The sequence below is a fragment of the Agarivorans sp. QJM3NY_33 genome (genome assembly GCF_050870865.2).
Classification (GTDB): Bacteria; Pseudomonadota; Gammaproteobacteria; order Enterobacterales; family Celerinatantimonadaceae; genus Agarivorans.
In genome coordinates, this window is the sequence record NZ_CP194039.2 from 1,372,462 (window position 1) to 1,394,192 (window position 21,731).

At 43.4% G+C, this 21,731-nt stretch carries 22 protein-coding genes; 16 read left to right on the forward strand and 6 right to left on the reverse strand.

Features of this window, described 5'->3' with window-relative positions; translation table 11 throughout:
• The first annotated feature begins 92 nt into the window (after window positions 1–92).
• Window positions 93–929, forward strand: coding sequence for a CvfB family protein (locus ACRRSY_RS06215; RefSeq protein WP_432454046.1), 837 nt, complete (start codon window positions 93–95; stop codon window positions 927–929).
• 109 nt (window positions 930–1,038) lie between these two features.
• Here the strand turns inward: ACRRSY_RS06215 and ACRRSY_RS06220 are convergent, their stop codons facing one another.
• Entirely contained in the window at window positions 1,039–1,431 is a 393-nt protein-coding gene (locus ACRRSY_RS06220) for a winged helix-turn-helix transcriptional regulator (RefSeq protein WP_432464583.1), read from the reverse strand.
• Between the two features lie 79 nt (window positions 1,432–1,510).
• Between ACRRSY_RS06220 and ACRRSY_RS06225 the strand changes: the two genes are divergently transcribed.
• The 3 genes from ACRRSY_RS06225 to ACRRSY_RS06235 all read left to right on the forward strand — a co-directional run bounded on the left by ACRRSY_RS06225 (window position 1,511) and on the right by ACRRSY_RS06235 (window position 3,528).
• Complete coding sequence (locus ACRRSY_RS06225) at window positions 1,511–2,263, forward strand: SDR family oxidoreductase (protein WP_432464584.1); 753 nt, start codon at window positions 1,511–1,513, stop codon at window positions 2,261–2,263.
• 450 nt (window positions 2,264–2,713) lie between these two features.
• Window positions 2,714–3,115: a GFA family protein gene (locus ACRRSY_RS06230; RefSeq protein WP_432454043.1), complete on the forward strand. Its 402-nt coding sequence runs from the start codon at window positions 2,714–2,716 to the stop codon at window positions 3,113–3,115.
• A 104-nt stretch (window positions 3,116–3,219) separates the two neighbouring features.
• Complete coding sequence (locus ACRRSY_RS06235) at window positions 3,220–3,528, forward strand: DUF1272 domain-containing protein (RefSeq protein ID WP_432454042.1); 309 nt, start codon at window positions 3,220–3,222, stop codon at window positions 3,526–3,528.
• Between the two features lie 186 nt (window positions 3,529–3,714).
• Here ACRRSY_RS06235 and ACRRSY_RS06240 read toward each other — a convergent pair whose 3' ends face one another.
• Together ACRRSY_RS06240 and ACRRSY_RS06245 are read right to left on the reverse strand one after the other, a co-directional pair.
• On the reverse strand, window positions 3,715–4,584 hold the full coding sequence (locus tag ACRRSY_RS06240; protein WP_432464585.1) for an SMP-30/gluconolactonase/LRE family protein: 870 nt from the start codon (window positions 4,582–4,584) through the stop codon (window positions 3,715–3,717).
• A gap of 420 nt (window positions 4,585–5,004) precedes the next feature.
• Entirely contained in the window at window positions 5,005–5,925 is a 921-nt protein-coding gene (locus ACRRSY_RS06245) for a LysR family transcriptional regulator (protein WP_432458917.1), read from the reverse strand.
• A 105-nt stretch (window positions 5,926–6,030) separates the two neighbouring features.
• Between ACRRSY_RS06245 and ACRRSY_RS06250 the strand changes: the two genes are divergently transcribed.
• On the forward strand, window positions 6,031–6,963 hold the full coding sequence (locus ACRRSY_RS06250; protein ID WP_432454039.1) for a DMT family transporter: 933 nt from the start codon (window positions 6,031–6,033) through the stop codon (window positions 6,961–6,963).
• A gap of 147 nt (window positions 6,964–7,110) precedes the next feature.
• Here the strand turns inward: ACRRSY_RS06250 and ACRRSY_RS06255 are convergent, their stop codons facing one another.
• Window positions 7,111–8,049, reverse strand: coding sequence for a LysR family transcriptional regulator (locus ACRRSY_RS06255; protein ID WP_432464586.1), 939 nt, complete (start codon window positions 8,047–8,049; stop codon window positions 7,111–7,113).
• A gap of 52 nt (window positions 8,050–8,101) precedes the next feature.
• Here ACRRSY_RS06255 and ACRRSY_RS06260 point away from each other — a divergent pair, with 52 nt between their 5' ends.
• The 3 genes from ACRRSY_RS06260 to ACRRSY_RS06270 all read left to right on the forward strand — a co-directional run bounded on the left by ACRRSY_RS06260 (window position 8,102) and on the right by ACRRSY_RS06270 (window position 10,420).
• Entirely contained in the window at window positions 8,102–9,085 is a 984-nt protein-coding gene (locus ACRRSY_RS06260; RefSeq protein WP_432464587.1) for an aldo/keto reductase, read from the forward strand.
• 198 nt (window positions 9,086–9,283) lie between these two features.
• Entirely contained in the window at window positions 9,284–10,162 is an 879-nt protein-coding gene (locus ACRRSY_RS06265; RefSeq protein WP_432458921.1) for a WYL domain-containing protein, read from the forward strand.
• Between the two features lie 39 nt (window positions 10,163–10,201).
• A complete protein-coding gene (locus ACRRSY_RS06270; protein WP_432464588.1) occupies window positions 10,202–10,420 on the forward strand; it encodes a DUF6500 family protein in 219 nt (72 codons plus the stop codon).
• A gap of 57 nt (window positions 10,421–10,477) precedes the next feature.
• Here the strand turns inward: ACRRSY_RS06270 and ACRRSY_RS06275 are convergent, their stop codons facing one another.
• A complete protein-coding gene (locus ACRRSY_RS06275) occupies window positions 10,478–10,855 on the reverse strand; it encodes a hypothetical protein (protein ID WP_432464589.1) in 378 nt (125 codons plus the stop codon).
• Between the two features lie 476 nt (window positions 10,856–11,331).
• Window positions 11,332–12,213, reverse strand: a complete 882-nt coding sequence (locus tag ACRRSY_RS06280) for an NAD(P)-dependent oxidoreductase (RefSeq protein WP_432464590.1) — start codon at window positions 12,211–12,213, stop codon at window positions 11,332–11,334.
• 437 nt (window positions 12,214–12,650) lie between these two features.
• Between ACRRSY_RS06280 and ACRRSY_RS06285 the strand changes: the two genes are divergently transcribed.
• The 8 genes from ACRRSY_RS06285 to ACRRSY_RS06320 all read left to right on the forward strand — a co-directional run bounded on the left by ACRRSY_RS06285 (window position 12,651) and on the right by ACRRSY_RS06320 (window position 20,777).
• Window positions 12,651–13,454, forward strand: coding sequence for a substrate-binding periplasmic protein (locus ACRRSY_RS06285; protein WP_432464591.1), 804 nt, complete (start codon window positions 12,651–12,653; stop codon window positions 13,452–13,454).
• Window positions 13,455–13,667: 213 nt separating this feature from the next.
• Entirely contained in the window at window positions 13,668–15,032 is a 1,365-nt protein-coding gene (locus ACRRSY_RS06290; protein ID WP_432464592.1) for a PLP-dependent aminotransferase family protein, read from the forward strand.
• 742 nt (window positions 15,033–15,774) lie between these two features.
• The gene (locus tag ACRRSY_RS06295; RefSeq protein ID WP_432464593.1) at window positions 15,775–16,686 is read left to right on the forward strand and encodes a sirohydrochlorin cobaltochelatase; all 912 of its coding nucleotides are present in this window, start codon (window positions 15,775–15,777) and stop codon (window positions 16,684–16,686) included.
• A gap of 69 nt (window positions 16,687–16,755) precedes the next feature.
• Complete coding sequence (locus ACRRSY_RS06300) at window positions 16,756–17,637, forward strand: ABC transporter ATP-binding protein (RefSeq protein ID WP_432454029.1); 882 nt, start codon at window positions 16,756–16,758, stop codon at window positions 17,635–17,637.
• The gene (locus ACRRSY_RS06305; protein ID WP_432464594.1) at window positions 17,630–18,370 is read left to right on the forward strand and encodes an ABC transporter permease; all 741 of its coding nucleotides are present in this window, start codon (window positions 17,630–17,632) and stop codon (window positions 18,368–18,370) included. The genes ACRRSY_RS06300 and ACRRSY_RS06305 overlap by 8 nt, the downstream gene beginning before the upstream one ends.
• Entirely contained in the window at window positions 18,367–19,317 is a 951-nt protein-coding gene (locus tag ACRRSY_RS06310; RefSeq protein ID WP_432464595.1) for a FecCD family ABC transporter permease, read from the forward strand. Before ACRRSY_RS06305 ends, ACRRSY_RS06310 begins: the two co-directional genes overlap by 4 nt.
• Window positions 19,310–20,047 carry an ABC transporter ATP-binding protein gene (locus ACRRSY_RS06315; protein ID WP_432454026.1) on the forward strand — a complete coding sequence of 246 codons (738 nt, stop codon included), beginning with the start codon at window positions 19,310–19,312 and terminating at the stop codon, window positions 20,045–20,047. The genes ACRRSY_RS06310 and ACRRSY_RS06315 overlap by 8 nt, the downstream gene beginning before the upstream one ends.
• Window positions 19,998–20,777, forward strand: a complete 780-nt coding sequence (locus ACRRSY_RS06320; RefSeq protein WP_432454025.1) for an ABC transporter substrate-binding protein — start codon at window positions 19,998–20,000, stop codon at window positions 20,775–20,777. Before ACRRSY_RS06315 ends, ACRRSY_RS06320 begins: the two co-directional genes overlap by 50 nt.
• Window positions 20,778–21,731 lie beyond the last annotated feature (954 nt).

Here is a 21,731-nt window from a genome sequence, read left to right on the forward strand (position 1 = left end):
AAAGTGAGGGCATTAGTTAGAATTCGTTTTTAGCATGTTATACTGACATCTTGGCTCAGCAGGAGTCGGTTGAACGTAACAAGAGAGTGAGCATGTTGGAAATTGGACGCCTTAATCAATTAGCCGTGATTGAAATGGCTGACTTAGGTGCCTACCTAGATGGTGGCGAGTTTGGCGATGTATTATTACCATCCAAAGAAGTGCAGCCCGAGCTGGCGCTTGGAGATAGCTTATCGGTATTTGTTTATCGTGATAGTGAGCGTAACCTCATCGCCACTTTACAGCATCCGCAGGTGCAAGTGGGCCAGTGCGCTAACTTGCGAGTGAAAGATATTAATGATGTCGGTATTTTTCTCGATTGGGGTCTAGATAAAGATCTGTTCTTGCCTTTTGCAGAGCAGCAGCAACCGATGGAAGTCGACCGTCATTATGTGGTCTATGTTTACCTCGATAATGAACAACGTATCGCTGCGAGTAATAAATTAGATCGTTATATTGATAAGTCAGACCATCACTACAAAGATGGTGATAAAGTGGATTTGTTAGTCGCTGGGCGTACGGAGTTAGGCTACAAAGTGGTGGTTAACCATCAGCATTGGGGCGTATTGTATTATGACCAAGTGTTTAAGCGGATCCGTGCTGGTTATGCCTGCCGTGGTTATATTCAAAAAGTACGTGATGACCGAAAACTCGACTTGAGCTTAGAGCCCATCGGTATTCAAAAAGCGATTGATATTGGCGATACTATTTTAGCTAAGTTAAGAGAAGAGCAGGGCTATTTGGCGCTCAGCGATAAAAGTTCACCACAAGCGATTTCAGCCATTTTTGGGGTGAGTAAAGGTACCTTCAAAAAAGCTATTGGCCGTTTATATAAAGACGGTTTAATTACCATTAGCAAAACCGGCATCGTGTTAAATAAAGACGACTAAACTCAAGAGTAAATGGGTTGAGGCCAGCTTAGGTTTTCGACTACAACAAGGTTTTCTCTCTGATGCTCATTATCCTATGAGCATCCACTCAATTCTTCGGTATTTGAGCTTAAGTATTATCAGATTGAATTTGCATATTTGTTAATAGCTCCTTCCGATGTTCGTTCATCCAGAGTGCCAGTAAATCGAGGGTCGGTTTTAAGGTTTTACCCAGCTCGGTAATTTGATATTCGACACGAGGTGGCATTTCTGGATATACATGCCTTGATACGATCCCTAAAACTTCAAATGCTCTGAGTTGTTTGGTCAGCTCTTTCTGAGTAATCGTACCGATCGCTCTTTGTAAAGCCCCGAAGCGAATCACGTCATCGGTGATGATTAATCGGTATAGAATTGGGATGGCCCATTTTCCGGACACGATATTGACAAAATCTACCATGGGGCAGCGTGAGTTTTTTTGAAGTTTTTGGTCTCTCATATTAATTATCTCTTTGGTATCCATTTGGTACCTACTATCTAAATGATACAAGTCGGATAATAATATGTGCCTCCCCTTTAGGCAACTTGTGAAGGTAAAGCTCATGACAAAACGACTCCATAATAAATATGCACTCATTACTGGTGGTACTGCCGGGATTGGTTTAGAAACGGCCAAACAGTTTCAGCTGGAAGGTGCCACTATCGCAGTGACTGGTCGCAATGAAACAGGTTTAGTTGATGCTCAAGCGCTGTTGGGAAATCAGGCCTTAGTTCTAAAAAGTGATGCTTGTAATGTTGAGCAGCAAGCAGAATTAGCACAGCGTTTAATGGATGAATTTCCCAAGCTGGATATTGTCTATATCAATGCTGGCGATGTGACCCATAAGCCCCTGGAAGACTGGGATGAAACTAGTTTTGATCAAGTGATGAATACGAACTTAAAAGGCCCATTTTTTCTGATTCAATCTCTGTTACCACTATTATCCGACTCTGCATCAATTATTCTCTGTGGTAGTGTTTCCGCTCAAATAGGTTTAGCGCAAAGCAGTGTTTACGCAGCCAGCAAAGCGGGGCTGATCTCTTTGGCGAGAACCTTATCCGGCGAACTCAAAGAGCGAGGGATCCGAGTCAATAGTATTAGCCCTGGTCCAACGCAAACGGATGCTTTTAATAAATTTGGCTTGTCGAAAGAAAAACGCGAGACTCTGATTGAAGAGGTAAAAGCATTGGTCCCCTTAAAAAGAATGGGCTCACCGTGGGAATTAGCACAAGCTGCAGTATTTATGGCCTCGGATGAGTCAGCTTATATGCTCGGATCTGAATTGTTGATCGACGGAGGCGTCGGCAATTTATAAGCAGATTTTCGCTTATCGAGGCTTGATAAGTTTATCACGATTTATTTGGCTCAAAGTGTCAACGAGGGTTGGTTGATACTTTGATGGTTTGCTTTAGAAGCCAACAAAGAGCGGCGCCTGAAACCTTCACTGAGGTTTGAATATTATGGTGACTGGTGATTTTAACAGGGGCTATATTGGCAGGCGATATGCCTGTGCGCCCCATACATAGTTCAGGTATAAATATGCGCGGCATACATTAGACATAGAATTTTCGTAGTCGATGCTTATTCTGTTTTTAAATCAATTGGATACTCCTCTCGATCGTAAATAGCCCATAGATTTTTTAAGACTTAGCTTATCGATTTAGCTTGCTTTGAACCATGCTTATCCGGTTCTCGACAGTGGAAAATTCTGTTGTTAGGATGGCTGTCTGATTACTTTTGTTGATTTGTAAAGAGAGAAACTAATATGAGTTTGAAAGGCAGTTGTCTATGCGGTGGGATCCGCTACGAGATTAATGGAGAACTAAATCCAGCCATGTTTTGTCACTGTAGTAAATGTCGAAAGTCTAATGGTTCTGCCTTCGCATTAAATGCTCCGGTTAAGTCGCTTGATTTTAATTTGCTGGCAGGAGAGCACCTTTTACGGAGCTATGCTTCGTCAGACGATGCGAAGCGTTTTTTCTGTGACACTTGTGGTTCGCCAATATATAGTCAGCGTATGTCTATACCGGAAATTTTGCGGCTTCGAGTGGGTACTTTGGATGATGACATCGCTGTCGAAAAGGCGAGTCATATTTTTGTGGCCAGTAAAGCATCATGGGATGATATTCACGATGACTTACCTCAATTTGCAGAGCGTCCTGAATAAAGTATCTATCAATTGTGGGCTCGATGACGTTTTTTTATGTGGCTTTGCTTCTATTTTTAGCGGCGCATACAGAAGCTTCATGTTTATCAACTTGGCGTTAGTATATGCTGCAAATTAGACCTAATTGTGAGTGCTGTGATAAAGATTTAGCGCCAGATTCTACAGAGGCAATGATTTGCACATACGAATGCACTTTCTGTGTCGCATGTGTAAGTGAGATATTAGAAAATGTATGTCCAAATTGTGGTGGTGGCTTTGTCTCTCGTCCTATTCGCCCTAAAATGGCGAGGCGCACTGGCGTAAGTATTGGCCACCAGCCTGCTTCAGTTGAAAGAGTGCATAGCAAATATAGTATCGAAGAACTGAAACAATTTTCGGCAAGCGCTAAACATCTAAAACCGGAAGATCGATGATGCATCAATTTACATCATGATTATAGGTTTGCATTGCTTTATCGCGGGGTGCAGTTATTCGCGTTATATGACTCATAGCGGCTTTGGTGACGGGTTATTCTGAGCTGAATCGCCATATAAGCCGTTAATTTTCTGGGGGATGACTATTTGCCTGTGAGTCATCTCATGCCCACCATACTTGAGCTTTTAGCCTTTAAACTTCGGTTCAAGCAAGCCTGTCACTGCTAAGTTTATCGCAAATATGCTACCAGACAATGGATACTGAGCCTTCTCTGCTGGATCATCTGTATCAGCGCTGGTAATAAATAAGGTATTTAGCGAATCACCACCAAACGCCACCATCGTTGGCTTTTTGGCTGGCACCGTAATCGTTGCAACTATTTTTCCCGCAGGACTGATACGTACAATTCGACCTCCATCGTAAAGCGCGCTCCAGTAATAACCTTCGCTATCAACGGCTGCGCCATCGGGACGTCCAAAACCATAAGGAAAGCGGATAAATTCACGTTGCTTACTCACTGTCCCTGTATCGACATTATAATCACAGGCAAATACCACATGACGTGGCGTGTCCGAGTAATAAAGGGTTTTACCATCGGGACTAAATGCTAGGCCGTTCGAGGTCCAATTTTCCCCTACGATCTGACGCACTGAATGATCGATGTCTAGCGTATAGAAATGGCCACTATAGGCATCTTTGTTTGGATTCAACGTACCAGCAATAAAACGCCCAGCAGGATCACAGCGGCCGTCATTAAAGCGTTGTTGTGGTTTGTCTTGCTCCGGATCGACAATGGGCGTGATACCACCTTGCAAAGAATCGATGGTGACCAAGCCTGATCTTAGGCCAGCAACAAAGCCGCCTTTCTCCCGAATAGCGAAACAAGCAATTTCTTCATCTAATTGCAAAAAATCATCTTGTCCTGTTTTGGGATCAAATGCGTGTAATCGGCCAGCCTCAATATCAACCCAATATAGAAGCTGGTGCTCTGGATCCCAGCGTGGGCATTCTGCCAGTTGAGCACAATTGGCCAGCAGCGTGACGACTTCACTCATGATTTGACTGCCGAAATGAATTCATAAAACTTTCCTAGGTGTTAGATACCAATCTAACTCATTGTCTGTTGATTGTTGCGGGCCTAAATCACCGCTAACTGCATGATGTATCAGTCATTAGAGCCATGAGTTACTGCTCTTCATGGCTGGTTATCGACAGATTTATGCTGGGTAATCAGGTGCTCATATAATGAATCTGATTGGCATTCGCAGATGGGAAAATGCCCATAGGCGCTGCTCTTTGGTGTCTCGTCGTTAGACTCAATAGTTTGTATCTCAACGTTTGTAGGTTCTCCTATTAGACCTTTTTACGATCTGAGCGATAAGCCAAAATGACCAGATTGGTTGTGCCTGCTCCTTAGCTTATGGGATAAGCATAAAACAGAGCTACATTCAGCGCTTGGAATGGAGCAAAGGGAGTCATGAGTTAGAATGGTCATAGCGTTCAGTCAGAAAGTCAATGAAGGCTTTAAGTTGATTCGGAATATATTTTGATTGCGGATACTGCGCAACAACATTTCCTTGGTAATCTCCTTTGATATGCCATTCGGGTAATACTTGAATAAGTTGCCCAGAGTCGAGGTATTTAGATACGGTAAAGTCTGGGAAAATCGAAATCCCCAAACCTTGCAATACAGCTTCTCTTCTTATTTCACTATGATTAACCGCCAGAGGTCCCTTAATTTTAATAGTATGTTTTTTATTGTGATGACTTAATGTCCATGAATTATCAGCAGCCGTTTCGCCATAACCGATGCATTGATGCTCCATGAGATCATTTGGATGCGTTGGTAAGCCATGTTGTTGGATATAATTGAGATTAGCGCAAGCAATACGTTTCACTCGGCCCATTTTTTTTGCAATTAAACCTTCAACAGGATTATCGGTAATATGAATCACGAGATCCACTTCTCCCCCAATTGGGTCAATATAATGATCAGCGATTTTCCATTTTAACGAGACATTGGGATAGATCCGAATAAAAGCTAAAACTATTGGCATCAGAACTTGACGAGCTAAAGCTTTCGGCGCGGCAACCGTCAGGTCTCCTGACACTGTATTTTGATTGACTTGCGCAGCATCAACGGCTTGTTTAGCAAATTTAAGCATATCAAGACAAAGTTGAAATACATCTTCACCAATACTCGTTAGACGTAAGCTTCGAGTGGTTCTTTCAATTAGTTTTTGTTCCAGCATCTTTTCAAGTTTACTGATTGAACGGCTAACAGACGAGGGCATCACGCCTAGTTTGACTGCCGCTTTAGAAAAGCTCCCTTGTTCAATCACTGTTACAAAGGTGACCATTTCGGGCATCAAACTCATGATTCTATTTGTGTCCACAGAGCAATTATCCTTTGCATATTAGCTGTATTGTTCCGTTTAAGTTACTCATTGATACTGTTGGTGTCAAACGACTTACCGTTAATCTGAATTTAAGGAGCGACTATGAATGACAGCATACAACTCGAAGTAAAAGTGACTAAAAAGAATCACCGGAAACTTTATGTTCCCGTCTTAGAAATTGCGCTTCTGTCGGTAGCTATTTTTTGGGGAACCAGTTATGGCTTAACGAAGCAGGCGCTCATTTATAGCTCAGTGATGGTGTTTATTATGCTCCGTTTTTCGGTTGCTTTTTTATCATTGTTGCCGATGGCACTTCGAGATATCTACATGGGGCGTAGTAAAGATTGGAAAGTTGCTTTTCCAACGGGATCTATTTTGGCTGCAATTTTCTTTTTTGAAGTGACAGGAGTATTTCAAACCTCTGCGAGTAAAGCTGCATTTTTGATCAGTTTGTCGGTCATATTCACTTCGTTTGTTGAAGTCTTCATTAACAAAAATGCTATCAGCAGGGGCATGTTTTTCCTTGCGGTCTCAAGCGTTGTCGGGGTTTTCTTGTTAACCGATTCTAGTGGCTTGGAATTAACATTAAATCGAGGTGACTATTTTATTTTATCGGCGGCATTACTTCGAGCGATGATGGTGACAACGACTAAGCGAATCACTCAAGATAAGGTCATTACCAACGTAACGCTTACCTGCATTCAATCTTTAGTTGTCGCGGCCAGTGCTGGTGGTGTTATTTTATATAATTCGGGTTTGAATATGACATTTCCAACGAATGTCGAGTTTTGGTTGATCATGGGATATTTGGTTGTGTGCTGTACCTTGTTTGCTTTTTTTGTGCAGAATCATGCGGTGAGAAAGTTATCCCCGACCAAGGTTTCACTATTAATGGGCAGTGAACCGATGTTTGGTGCTATTTTTGCGGTGATTTGGCTAAATGAATCCTTATCCGCGTTACAAGTTTTAGGCGGCTGCATTATTTTTGCGAGTGTGATGGTCGCTTCAATTCCTAAAAAAATTGAGCCAAATTGAGTCAAATTGAGTCATAGAGAAAGTACGGACTCAATTATAAAATGGTGTCCAGATTCACTCGACCACTTTCACGGTCCCCGATATTTAGGTGGTATAAAGAGCACCGACTGGGGCTTTAAGTCCATCAATCTAATTGGTATTTGCGGGTTATTCCAGTTGATGTTGATTGGACTTTACTAAATCGCTTAAGAAGTCTGCCATGGCTCTGATCCTTGGCGAATGGCAGAGATCGGCTTGGATCACCAAATAAATAGCTTGATCTATGGCGACATCTGTATCGATACGTACTAAACCTTGTTTGACCGCAAGAAGGTTAGGTAGCACCGCAAAACCAAGACCGGAGCAACAAGCTGAGACCTGTGAAGCGACAGAACTTGTGGTTAGTATTGGCTCACAACCTTTGAGTATTTGTTGCACCCATTGCGCTGCAGGTAGGTGACTTTCTGAGTCATTCCAGCTAATGAATGCATCGTTTTCGTTTACGGAATGGCTTGGCGTTAATTGCTGCTGTTCTAGAAATCCGAGGCTGGCGTATAGCCCGTAACCGAGTTGGCCGATGCGTTTAAAACTAACGTGACCGCTGCTTGGCCTTACCATTCGTAATGCAAGATCGGCATCGTTGCGGTGTAGGTTACTGGTATGGATCCCGGTGAGGATTTCTAATTTGAGTTGTGGGTATTGTTGATAAAACGCAGGCAACGCAGGCAGGATCAAATGGCTCGCTAAATTCTCCGCTGTGGCAAGGCGAATTTTACCCGATAAGCTTTGATTACATTCTGCATCCGAGATAAATGCTTGGCTTGCTGCCTCCATTTGTTCTGCTTTATTTAATAGCGCCTTTCCTTCTTCGCTGAGCAGGTAACCAGTTTGTTGGCGTATAAATAGAGGAAGTCCCAGAGCCTTCTCCAACCTTTCTATTCGTCGGGACAAGGTGGCGATACCGATGCCCATGGTTTGCGCTGACGCTGTCAAAGTGCCATTTCTGGCGAGCGCCAGAAAGCAGCGTGCATCATCCCAAACCAGTTGTGTAACGATGCTTTTTTCAATTTTGGAAGATTGATTGCTAGTTTTGTCTAAATATTTCATTTTTGGAATATGACATGATGTTTGCTTTGGATCAATAAGCTGAGAAATGAATATGAAACAAAGACAACTAGGGCAATCCTTGATGGTGTCATCTATGGGCTTAGGGTGTATGGGCATGAGCGAGTTTTATGGCCCTAAGAATGACGAGCAGTCGATGAAGGTATTAGCCCGCGCGGTAGAGCTTGGTATTAATTTTTTTGACAGTGCAGATATGTATGGTTCTCATCATAACGAACAGCTGCTTGGTCGTTTTCTTGCGCAAAGTTCTGCCGATATAAAAATTGCCACTAAGTTTGGCATTGTGCGTGAACCAGGAGAATATGGTCGTCGTATCAATAATCATCCCAGTTATGCACGACAAGCATGCGAAGCATCATTACGTCGCTTAGGTGTCGAGCAAATTGACTTGTATTATGTGCATCGAATTGATGTTGAGCAACCCATTGAAGAAACCATGGCGGGTTTAGTTGACTTGGTGAAAGCCGGTAAAATTGCTCATATCGGTTTGTGCGAAGTAAACGCCAGTACCTTGCGAAGAGCGCATGCTGTGTATCCCATTACAGCGGTGCAAACCGAGTATTCTTTGTGGTCAAGGGAGGTTGAACAGCAAGTCTTACCGACTTGCCGAGAATTAGGCATTGGCTTTGTGCCTTATTCACCGCTGGGGCGTGGATTTCTCTCGGGTTTGTTTCGGCAACACCAAGCTTTTGAGCAAGGCGACTTTCGGGCTATATTGCCACGCTTTTCCGCGCAGGCGATGGCCGAGAATCAACCCATTGCGTCTTTTATCGCAGATATGGCGCAGCAAAAACAATGCAGCCCGGCGCAACTTTGTTTGGCTTGGTTATTGTCTAAGGGAGATGACATTGTGCCGATTCCTGGAACGCGTCGTTTATCCTTTTTAGAAGAGAATTGCGTGAGTCACGAGATCGTGTTATCCGCTCAAGAACAAAGCGCCTTAGAGCAGCAGATTGAAAAAATGCCTTTGTCAGGCGATCGTTATCCGGCAGAGGGGATGGTGGGTTTGAATGCCTAAATGTCAGCCCCATTGACTGCTCTCTGATGTGCCTTTTCGCATTTATTCGGTGATTCACTTCAATGGGGCCCCTAGCAAAGCGACAGATGTCGACTTAGTGGCTTTGCTGCTTTATGTTTAAATGCACCTAATCATAATGATTGCCTATGGCGTATGCTGTTGATAGTATTTCCATTGTTGAAGATGGAGATTTTTGAGATGGAATTGAAGCAACTAAATCATGGACAACGAACTCGCTTGGCCTTTATTGATTTTAGTTTGGAATACTTTGGAGAAGTGAGTCGTAGCGATCTGATTAGTCGATTTCAGACTGGATTAGCGGCAGCGACCCGTGATTTAGCTGCCTATAAACAGCTCGCACCGACAAATGCGGTGCTGGACCATAAAGCCCGACGTTACCTGCGTAGAAACCAATTTGAACCGTTGTTTTCGCATAATCCAGAAGCGATATTAACGGGGTTGTCGCAGGGATTTGGCGATGGTTTATCTTTTCCTTTAGAACCAAGCGATAGCTGCTTTGATGCGGTTCGTCTGATTCATCCTAAAGCAGAATTTATTGCTGCTATCATGCGCGCTATTCATCATCGAGTGGCATTAAGTTGTGCTTATGTTTCGGTTTCTTCTGGGGAGACTCGCCGCGAAATTGTGCCGCATAGTTTAGTGAATAACGGTCATCGTTGGCATGTTCGCGCCTTTGATCGGCAGAGCCAGAGTTTTAGAGATTTTGTGTGTACTCGTTTTACTCAGCTTGCCTTACTCGATGCTTCCATCTCCACTGTGGAAGGTCGACAATATGATAAGCAATGGAATCAAATGCTTGAGTTAAATTTGGTGCCGCATCCCCGTATTAAAAACTCATTAGCGATTGAGCTTGATTATGCGATGCAAGATGGCTGTTTAAGCTTAGTTGTGCGTGCGGCATTGGCCGGATATCTATTAAGACAATGGAATGTTGATTGCTCGGCTGAGCATGTTTTGAATGGCGCTGAATATCAATTAGCTTTGCAGGACAGCTCGGTATTAGCAGGCGTGTCGGGTTTGGCGATTGCGCCAGGCTGGCAGGGCGATTTTAGTTGATGAGCGCTATGTTATTTAACGAACGATGGGTAGTTCAAGATGCGTCAAACTTTACGCGATAAAATTATTACGGTATGTGAGCAAAAGATCCAGCAGAAGGGCGAGAGTGTTGGTTTGTCTTTTTACGCATTTTTTGCCAATAAAAATGATGATCCACAATTGCTGATGGAAGCTGCAAGCTGGTGGATCCTTGAACATAAACTCGATCATTTTGAGAAGGCATTCAAGATTAGAGCATTGGTCGAGCAGGGTAACTAACTGAGTTGATGGGCGATGTTCACGCCGGACTGAATCGACGTGATGGTTTAAGTCGTACTAGTTTGCGTAGCAGCTGTCCCAGTCTCCATAGTTTGCATCACCCGCTAAAATATCTAGTTCAACGGGACCAGCAAGTTCGGTAATCACTTCGGTGGCGGTGGTTAATACTTCTTCGAGCGGAGTTTGTTCAGTCAAAAAGGTGATTGCCACATGATATTGTTGATTAAAGTAGGCAATAAATAATTCCCAAGTTTGCTGCTGTTGGGCTTGCACTAGCGCTGCTTCAATTTTGTCAAATTTTTCAATATCGGTGACGAAACGAATTTCGGCACAGGTTTGAGCAAAAGGGCCTATCGCCATCTTTTTAAGGTGGCGTAGTTTGTGATGATTTCTAATTTCTGGTTTAGCTAATTCGGGAACGGCAATAATAGTCATTGACTTACCTATATCTGATAAATGTGGCGTGATTTCGCCAGGAAAATGTATGTCGCTACTGCGATTGGCCGCGAGCTTAGTCTAGCTTTGGAAGCGGTGCAAGTGAAAGCTTGATGCTCTGTTGTAATCATTGAGCGGAATCCGCTTATGAATCGCTGTACCGTTATCCTTACAGTTGTTTAAATTTCATTCACTGGCTTGGTCATTAATTGAGCTATTATACAGTGGTTAGCAGTATTTAAGCCAGTTTTAGGGGCTTGAATAAGTTTGAGCCAACGCTGCTAGTTCCGAGTCACTACGTGCCATACATGGATGAAGGCAAGAGTTGTCTCTTTGTTATCAGTCCTCTAGTGCCGCTGTATTGTACTCAATGTGTTTTACTTCTAATGTTTTTTAACTTTTGAACTAATACTCACGTTCTCGCGTGTGACTGACCTAAGGCCTGTGGCCTTAGGTTTTTTTTGTATTTTTATCGGTTATTTATCAAACTGTTTAATCAGTACCGAGGTATCGCTACGTGAGTAACCGCGCTGTTGCAGTTTCGCATACTCCGCATCAACTTGTTTAGCAAGGGGTAAATCAATTCCTAGATTTTCAGCTTCATCGAAACAAATGGCTAAGTCTTTGCGCATCCAATCGATCGCGAAACCAAAATCAAACTTGTCGTCAGCCATACTGTTTGCCCGATTTGCTAACTGCCAACTGCCGGCGGCACCGTGCTGAAGAACATTGACCACCGTATTGATGTCCAAGTCGGCCGCTTTTGCTAATTGTAGTGCTTCCGATAGGCCTTGCAAGACCCCAGCAATACACAGCTGATTGACCATTTTACAGCGTTGCCCATAGCCTGCACCTCCGACAAGATTAACCGCTTTGGCGTAGCTGTTAAGTACCGCTTGTACTTTATCTAAGGCGGTTTGTTCTCCGCCTACCATCACAGTTAAGGCACCGTTGATTGCTCCGGCCTCACCACCAGACACTGGGGCGTCTAAAAATTGCAGTTGCCGCTGTTGGGCTTGGGCGTAGAGTTCTCTTGCTAGGCCTGCCGAGGCGGTGGTATGGTCAACCAAGATGCTATTGGCCTTCGCTTTGGCGAAAATGCCATTTTCGCCGCAATAAACTTGTCTCACGTCTTCATCGTTACCAACACAAGTGAGTATAATATCGGCTTGAGCTGCGGCATCCCCCGGTGTGGCAGCTTGAGTCCCCTGATACTCACTCAACCAAGCCTTCGCCTTGGCGTCGCTGCGGTTATAAATGACTACCTTAAATCCTTGTTTACTTAAGTGGCCTGCCATGGGGTAACCCATTGTGCCTAAACCGATAAATGCAACGCTGCTGGTTTGAGATGTATCCATTGGTAATCTCCCTCTGTAGTTAGATGGCTTAAGATTTATTGCAATGATAGTTGCATTGAACTAGTTCAATTTCAAATGATGAGCATGTTTTTATCTTATTACTTGAAAATTGACTTATTTAGCTGAGTCAATCATGAGACCTCCATGACTGTGGAACAGGATTTTGTTAGGAAGGATAGTATTTCATCGCAGAGAGCCTTAGGTGATTGAGGATGAACTGCGTGGGTTGCGTATGTGGTCAGCATTTTTTACAAGCGTGAGCGGTGATGAATAACGCCGACAGATTTAACAGTTCGGCTATTTACTCATTTATAATTGAAGGGGCTGGCTACTATTATAGAGCGTCTGGATCAATATCGGCTCTATTTTGTAAGAGTAAGATGTAGCGAGGGTGATTTCTGTTTCGTTCTTCAAATTGTATTGGAGATATCTACATCATGAAAAAAAGAGCCGTAACCCCACTTTTTTTAATGGTGTGTTGCTTTTTGGCGGAGCCTATAGAGGCATTTGCTGAAGATAGTTCAATTAAACTGTCGGCCTGTGGCCATCATGATTATCCGCCTTGGAACTGGACCAGTGGCTCGGAAATTAAAGGCGCGTGTGCAGAAGTCACTAAAACTTTGTTTGCAAATCTGGGGGTGGATGTTGATTTGACCTATGTGGGCCCGTGGAAGCGTTGCCAAAGTTATATTGAAACGGGGCGGGTTGATATCAATATATGCTCGTTTATTAATGAAACCAGAAAAAGCTATTCAACGTTTATTGCCACCCCAATGGGGTTTAATGAGCAAGCTGTATTTGTGAACAAAAGTGCCTCTTTTGCCTTCCAAAATTGGCAAGATTTAGCAGGTAAGAAAGCAGGAATGGTACTTGGTGTAAGTATTGGGCAGCGTTTTGATCGATATCTAAAAGACAATACCAATATTGAGCGAGTGACAACTTATCGGCAGAATTTTCATAAATTGTTTCATCAACGGGTTGATTTTATTCCGGTAGGGCGATTTTCTGGTTTAGCGATGTTGCAAGCCTTTGGGATTAAGGATGACATCGTTGACTTACCCACTTCCATCCTCACTGGCAATTTGTATATCTCTATGTCTAAAAAGTCCCCCTATTTGTATCTATTGCCTGAAATTGAAAAACAGATGCAAAGCGATGACTATCCGGTATGGGTCAAATCGTTGCTGATTAAGTACGCGGGAGTATATGCAAAAGAGGCTCAGCTGAAACCGATAGAGTGAGGTTTAGCATTTTTGTCATGGTTTACCTTAAATCCAATGTAATTAATAAGGACGTCTGATGGCTTACTTTGAGCAGAAGCACAGTTGTTCGGTTGAATTGAGCACTTCATTTTTCTTTGTTGTTATTGCTTGTTGAATTGCCGGGATGATTGTTGTTGTGGGCAAAGTTGTTATAGTTGCGGCTATTCCTATAACGCCTATCAAGATGAAACGATGCAGCATTTATTAATTGGCTTTAATCCTCAGGCTCGACCGCTTTACTTAGAAATTGCGCGATGTATTGAGAACGCCATTCTTAAGAAACAGCTTACCTTTCAGGACAAATTACCAGCTCATCGTCAGTTAGCGGCTTACATTGGGAGTAGCGCGGTCACCGTTCGTCAAGCTTATCAAGCATTGGAAGCCAAAGGCTTGCTGAGCGCGGGGGTGGGCAGGGGCACTTTCGTAATATTTAACGGTAATATGAGTGATGGTATCAAAGGGCGCACCGATGGAGAGGTGAATCTGTCCTTGGTTGCCCCTTTAGTTAGTCCTTTGCTCGGGCCATTGCAACGACATCTAAAGCAATTTAGTGATGCAGATCTGGAACGTTATTGCGGTTATGAAGATGGTGCAGGTAATCCGCAACATCTCGCCACTTTTAGTCAATGGTTGCAGCGCCAAGGTGTTGTTTGTGAGTCTGAGCAAGTGATCCCTTGTCATGGCGCCCAGCATGGTTTGCTGCTTGCGATTCTTGCTTGTACTCAGGTGGGGGATCGGGTGGCGGTTGAGTCTCTCTGTTATCCGGGGATCTTAGCGATATTGCGCCAAACTGGTCGTGTACCTGTGGCTGTGTCATTAGATGAACAGGGGCTTTGCCCACAATCTTTACGTGAACAGCATTCTCAGCAATCGATTCGAGCCTTGGTATTGGTTGCGTCTTGTCAAAACCCCACGGGTAGTGTGATGCCAAATAATCGCCGTGAGGTGCTTGCTGAGTTAGTGAAAGAGTGTGACATACAAGTAATCGATGACGATATCTATGGTTTTCTCAGCGAGGATGAAATCAAACCATTTTATTCATTTGCACCGAGTCAAACTATTTACTTGAGTAGCTTATCGAAAAGTGTTTCGCCTAGCTTGCGATTGGGCCTATTGGTTGTGCCTAAAGCTCAGCGAGACGATTATATTCATTTGTTGCGAACAACCCTATGGCTCCCTTCTCCAATATTACAAGAATTGGCCTGTCGAATGATTCGCAGTGGTGACGTCGATCGAATTAGTCAGTGGCAAAAGCAGCAGGCAGGGCAGCGTCAGCAATTAGCGAAACAAATCTTTGCGCAATTTGATTTTGTTGATCAGCAATTGCCAAAGCATCATGCATTCCATATTTGGTTATTACTGCCTCAAGGTTGGAGCAGCCAAGTGTTTACCGAGTTGATGGCTAAACAGCATATTCGAGTGAGCGCCGACTATCACTTTGCGGTGGTCACTAATCAGCAGCCAGCGGTGCGAATTAGTCTCATGGGGTGTCGCAGTATGACACAACTAAAACAGTCCTTACTGCAAATTCGCGACGGTTTACTACGCCGCTGTTAGCGTTTATTGAGCGCTCGCGAGATACATTTTTTAAGTAAATTTTGGGTAAGGTTTGCGTTTCACTAAACTGCGTTAGCCGATGATCTACACTGGCGTAGATGGCAACATTTCAGATGTATTTTATTGTTTTAGTCAGTGACTCACGGCTGTAAGAATAATCACCCGAATTCAATCAATCCTAGGCGCTTAGGGCAAATTCAAATGCTGTTAGCTGCTTGAATTAAGCTCAATTTATCGCCAGAGATTTGCGTACTCTGGATCGCCAAAGATAGAAAAATATTGTCGACTTGTAACAATATTTTACTGAGTCATTCAAATTAAAAAGCAATCCACAACTTGTTTACAGTGAGCTAGTTACAATGTTTTTTGTAGATGAATTACCTTGTTTGCAAGGAAAAATCAATAACAGGAAATGATCATCAGGCCTAGCCTGATCTTGCTCAAATGACGATTGATTTATTTTTGAGAAGATGAGGGGGCGTTGATGAGGTGTAATCAGCTACCGATGTTTGTGGTCGCCTTCGAGGCTATCAAGACTGCAATCATCTTGGATGCTGCGTTTCATTAATCAATCGCTTATAGACTCGCTTACAAGCAGCAAAAATTTGAGTTTATAGGCACCAATCTATTTATCGGTGAATATATGCAAATTTCGACAGTATTAACTCGGTCTATCCAGTATTTATGCCTGAGCCTCATTGGTTTCGCATTTACAACAAACTCATCCATGGCATCTGATTTAATGAATAAAAATGAACCGCATACATCCGCGATTGTATTAGCCGCTTTTGGTACCACATATGATTCTGCCGTCGAATCGCTGTTGGCGATTAAACGAAGCGTCGAAAAAGCCTACCCGAATACACCGGTACGTTACGCTTTTACCTCGAATATAATTCGCAAAAAATGGCATAAAAGACAAAGTGATCAGCAATATCAGCAAGACCACCCAGAAATTCCCGCGTCTTTTTATCAAGTGAAAAATGTATTGGGAACGTTGGCCGATTTACAGAATGAAGGCTACAACCAGATTGTTGTGCAAACCACTTTATTGTCTCATGGCGAAGAGTTTATCGACTTAAAAGCTTATGTGGATGCACTCAACTCTATTGAAACCATCAAGCCGGAATGGAAGCCCTTTAAGCAGATCGCCTTGGGTCGCCCCTTAATGGGAACTTGGGGGAAACAGTACTCTTATTCTGAGGATATAGAAAAATTGGCGACATCTTTAGTCGACGATGTTGAGCAAGCGAAAGCTCACCACAGCGCCTTGGTTTATATGGGACACGGTAATGATCATCTCTCGACCGGTTTGTATTACGAGTTAGAAGAGCAGTTGAATCAGCTTTATCCTGATCTACAGATCTATGTTGGTTTGGTTGAAGGCCATCCTAATTTTGCTGCCTTATTGCAAAAGCTAAAAAATGACCGGATTCAAACCGTCATGATTAAACCACTGATGGTCGTTGCGGGTGACCATGCAAATAATGATATGGCTGGCGATGAAGATGATTCTTGGAAAGTAATGCTGAGCCAAAATGGGATTGCGGTTACTCCTATCCTCGAAGGTCTAGGCAGCAACGACAAGATCCAACAACTGTATTTGCAACACCTTCGCGATGCGGCAAAAGACGCCAACATTACTTTGAAATAATCAGTTAACGGAGCTGGGCGAAAAACTCGCTAAGTTCCGTATGTTCTCTTCATTAGGTAGACCATTCATTTGCACAAAGCGCTGAACCAAAGCTCAAAGGTCATTATTGAAGCAAGGCAGTTAAGCCGTTGTTTTGATCGCACTATAGCTGTCGACAAGGTTGATTTTTCTCTGAACCGGGGGGAGATTTGTGCCTTCCTTGGTCCCAATGGCGCGGGTAAAACCACCATTATAAAAATGTTAACTGGGCTACTTGAGGCAAGTTCTGGGGAAATTTTATATGAAGGTGAACATTTCCATCCCCGCCGTTTAAATTTGAAGAAGTTGATCGGAGTGGTTCCGCAACACAATAACTTGGACCGAGAATTGAGCCTGGTCCAGAATCTGCGGGTGCATGGTATGTTATACCATTTACGAGGTAAGGCGCTGGAGCAGCAAATTGAGCAAAGTTTGCAATTTACTGATTTGTACGAGCATCGAAATAAACCTGCAGAAAAACTCTCTGGTGGTATGAAACGCAAGTTGGTGATCGCTCGCGCCTTAATGCATCAGCCAAAGATCTTATTTTTAGATGAGCCAACGGTGGGACTCGACCCACATAGTCGCCGGCAAATGTGGCAATTTCTGAGTCGGATTAACCAGCAGCAACAGTGCACCATATTTTTAACCACTCACTACATTGAAGAAGCCGAGCGTTTGGCGCAGCGGGTGATTTTTATTGAGCAAGGCAAACTGATTGCCGAGGGAACGCCCGAACAATTAAAAACCAAGGTTGGCCAGTTTGTACTCGACATTCAAGGTGAAAACTTAGAGCAAGAGTTTTTTGAACAGCGCCAAGATGCACTGAGTCGTTTAGCGAATATTACCGATGCACCAGTCAGCATTCGAGAAACCACGCTCGAAGATGTGTTTCTAACGCTCACCGGCAAGAGGCTAATCAAACATGCTTGATGGGATTTATGGCATTTACTATCGAGAGTGCACCATTTTACGTAAAAAATTAGTGCGTACGGTGTTGGCTGGAGCGGTTCCTCCTTTTTTATATTTGATGGCCTTTGGCTTCGGGGTTGGTAAAGAAACTCAGGTGGGGGGAATCGATTATCTCACCTTCTTATTGCCTGGTTTGCTGGCAATGTCGAGTATGAATCAAAGCTACAATATTGCCTCAGAAATTAATATTAGCCGTTTCTACTTAAAGATTTTCGAAGAGTTTTTGTTGGCACCCAATCAGCGTTGGCAAATTGTTGCGGGTGAAGTGTTATACGGTATGACCAAAGGCTTGATCCCTGTGGTGATTATTGCTGTTTATAGTGTGTTATGTGGCGTAAAACTGCACTTTTCAATACTGTTTTTTGCCTCATTATTCTTGCACTTAGCGGCGTTTTCCTTGATTGGTTTTATTGTGGCATTAAAGATGAAAAATCATCGTGACCAAGCCACCATGAACGCCTTTATTATTACTCCCATGATGTTTCTCTCGGGGACTTTTTTCCCGGTTGATCAAATGCCAAGCATTATACAGGTGGTGGCGGCATTTTCACCGCTGACATACAGCGCTGAGCTGCTCCGTTCGGCTTTGCTAAATCAAGGGACTTTTAGTTTTCAGTCTCTTGGGATTTTGTTGCTGCTTAATTCATTATTGCTGTGGATTGCTCACTACATTGTTCAGCGAGTTGAAACATGAAGCCGCTGTTGGTCAGCTTATTTATCGTTTCGGCGTTGCTCTCCACCATGGTCGGCCCGCACTGGATTAATCCTTTGGCGATGACCAGTGTTGAGCAAAGTATTCTGCTGGAGTTACGCTTTCCGCGGGTATTATTTGCAGCTGTCATCGGTGCCATGTTGGGCCTTAGTGGCAGTATCTACCAACTGACCTTAAAGAACCCGCTGGCCGATAGCTTTACCACGGGGGCGGCTTCATCGTCGGCGCTTGGTGCTGTACTGGCGATAGCGATCGGCGTACCGGTGTACTTGGTCTCGGTATTTGCCTTTGTCACTGGGCTTAGTGGTTTAATCTTGGTCTATCGGATGTCTTTAACTCAGGGGCGGATCAATCCTATCACCATGATTTTAGCTGGCGTGGTGATGAATATTGTGGCATCGGCCATGATTAGTTTCTCGAAATACTATTTTGAAGACTCTTTGAACTCAATTGTGTACTGGTTAATGGGCGGCATATTTCTAGTCAGTTGGGACAAGCTCGCGTTGTGCGTCCTGATCTTGACTGGCGTTTACTTCTATTTGCAGCGACAAGCCTTAAAACTCAACATCTTAGCTTTGGATGAACAATCGGCACAAAGCTTGGGGCTAAACGTGCACCGCTTACGCTCGGTCGCTTTTGTGTTATCAACTATTTTGGTGTCAGTGGCGGTGAGCTTTTCTGGCATTATCGGTTTTGTTGGGCTGATTGTTCCGCATGTTGCACGTAGCTTGTTTGGCAGTGACATGAAACTGAATATTTTTTATTCCAGTCTGTTGGGTAGTTTTTTGTTAATGCTATCGGACACCCTTTCCCGGGTGATTATCCCTGGTGGTGCAGAGCTGCCTGTGGGGATTATCACGGCCATTTTAGGTGGCCTATTTTTCTTTTACTTGTTACGTACTCGCAGAGGGCGCTTCTGGAATGGCTAAAATTAGCATTAACGCGCTCTGTTATCAGCGTGGTGACTTCCAACTTGAGCTGGATTCTCTCACCATTTCCGAGGGTGAGAAAGTGGCCTTAATGGGGGAGAACGGTTGTGGTAAAAGTACCCTGATCAATCTGCTAACTGGTCTGATTGAACCGCCGCCAAATAGTGTATTTTATGATGGGTTTGATCTTCGAGATACGCCCCATTTAGCACGGGCTAAACAGTTTGCCTTGCTGTCGCAGTTTTCTGATATTTCTTTTCCGTTTAGTGTCTTTGAGGTGGTGCAGCTGGGCCGATTTGCCTGCTCCAACGGCCAGTCTTTTTCGCAGCAAGACAGAGACAAAACCCAAGCGCTGCTGTCGCTATTGGATATTCAACGCTATCAAAGTAAAAGTTATACCGAGCTGTCTGGTGGCGAGCAGCGTCGGGTGATGTTGGCTCGGGTGCTTAATCAAGATGCACCAATTGTCTATTTGGATGAACCCAACGCCAGCCTAGATATTCGCCATACCTTGCAGATCTTTGAGCATCTATATAGTTTGCCGCAAACTATCATTAGTTCGGTTCACGATATCAACTTAGCGCATCGTTATTTCGATCGTTTTCTTTTCTTAAAGCAGGGCAAGCTGTTGTACGATGTAGTGCAACAACAGTTAAGCCCTGCACTGCTTTCTGAGGTGTATGATGTGTCGGTTACTCGCAGCGATACTAGCTTTTGTTTTAATCCCTAACGCTTTTGCTTATCAGCGAATTGTTCTGCTTGCGCCCGCCGCTGGCGACATCCTGATCCAGCTCGGTGCGGCAGATAAGGTAGTTGGGGTGACTCGCAATAACTTTGATTTTCCCAATGCCACTAAAATAGGCTCGCATATCAAACCTAATGTTGAGTTGATTAAGAGACTTAAGCCTGATTTATTAATTATTAGTTCCAATCGTTTTTTCTCTCAGCAAATGGCCGCTTTAATTGACGCACAAACGCTGCTGTATAATCCCTTAACCTTGGATGACATTCTGGTGCAAGTACAGCAGTTAGGCGAGTTAAGCGATCACCAGTCGCAGGCCAAAGCATTAATCGATAAACTCACCCTGTTACGCGCCGAAATTAAGCCTTTAAAGCTTAAACCAAAGGTGGTTTATGAAGTGACCGAGCATCCCTTCATGATTGCGGGGAAGGGCAATATTGTGAATAGTATTATTGAAGCGGCTGGGGGAGAGTTATTTGCGCCCTCGCAACGAAAGATTGCTAAGTTTAATTTCGAGAGCGTGCTGTTTGCCGCCCCCGATTATTATATTTATCAAACGGGACCGATGAATAAAAATCCCACCCCGCCTGCACAAAGAGCCAATTACCAAGCGCTACACAGTCATTACATGAAGGTGGATCAGCTGAGTTTCTCGCGTGCCAATACGGCCTCTTTTTATCACGCTCTAGCTTTAAACCAAGCCTTTGCTCAACAATAAGATTCTTCATTTTCGGTGCTCTCAGCGAAGTAGCAGGCAACGTTTCGCCTGTTGGTGTCGGCAACCATACATATACAAGCTAGGTCGTTACCATCGATTTGACATGAAACGCTGTGTTTAATATTTTTATTTCAAACCTTACTGATACTCTATTGATTTATATAGAATTACTTTGAATGTGAAACAATCTATGTGTGATACATGCTAACTGCATGTGCCTAAAAGATGGGTGTTTGCATTACATTAAGCTGTTAGCTTTAGAGTGTATGTTGCGAAGATTTTTTACTGATGTTCATCTTTTTTGCTATATGTTTCGGAGAAAATAAATTGAATTGGGTATTTGCTCAAGAAAGTAATGTTGCAACTAAGTAAGTGATGGATGATAGTTGGAATGGGAGACGTTATTGATACCGAGCTTTCTTTAAATATTATCGCGGATTTACCCCTGACTGGAGTGCATATCGAGAATCAGTGAAGCATAAATCGGTACGGCCCAAAGGGGAATAAACCTCACAAGTCAAATTACTAAAACAAAATAAATAAAATAAATAAGACATCCATCGTAATTAGAGAATAACTAATCACGTTATAAAGCGATTCTCTTCAACTAGTGAAATAGAAGCTTGAAATGGCTGTCCTTATCGAACAAGGCTTGAGTCGCAACTATAAGATAATTAATATTTTTTGTGTTTTTAGACACAAATGTTCAAGACAGTCAGCTTAAAACTACTTATTCATTTTGCTCAAAAATCAGCTTAAAAGTATTTAAATTTGATTATCATTTTAGTGAGCGTTTGCAAGCTAATGAGTCCCCATACGATCAAACATGATGCCTTGCTCGATCAATCATTGTTCTTCCACAATAGGCTGGCCGCAGGGTATCACTATCTTGTCTACCCATCATAATAATTTGTCTTCTCTGACAAAATGAACCGTAGCGCACAATTTGTCCAT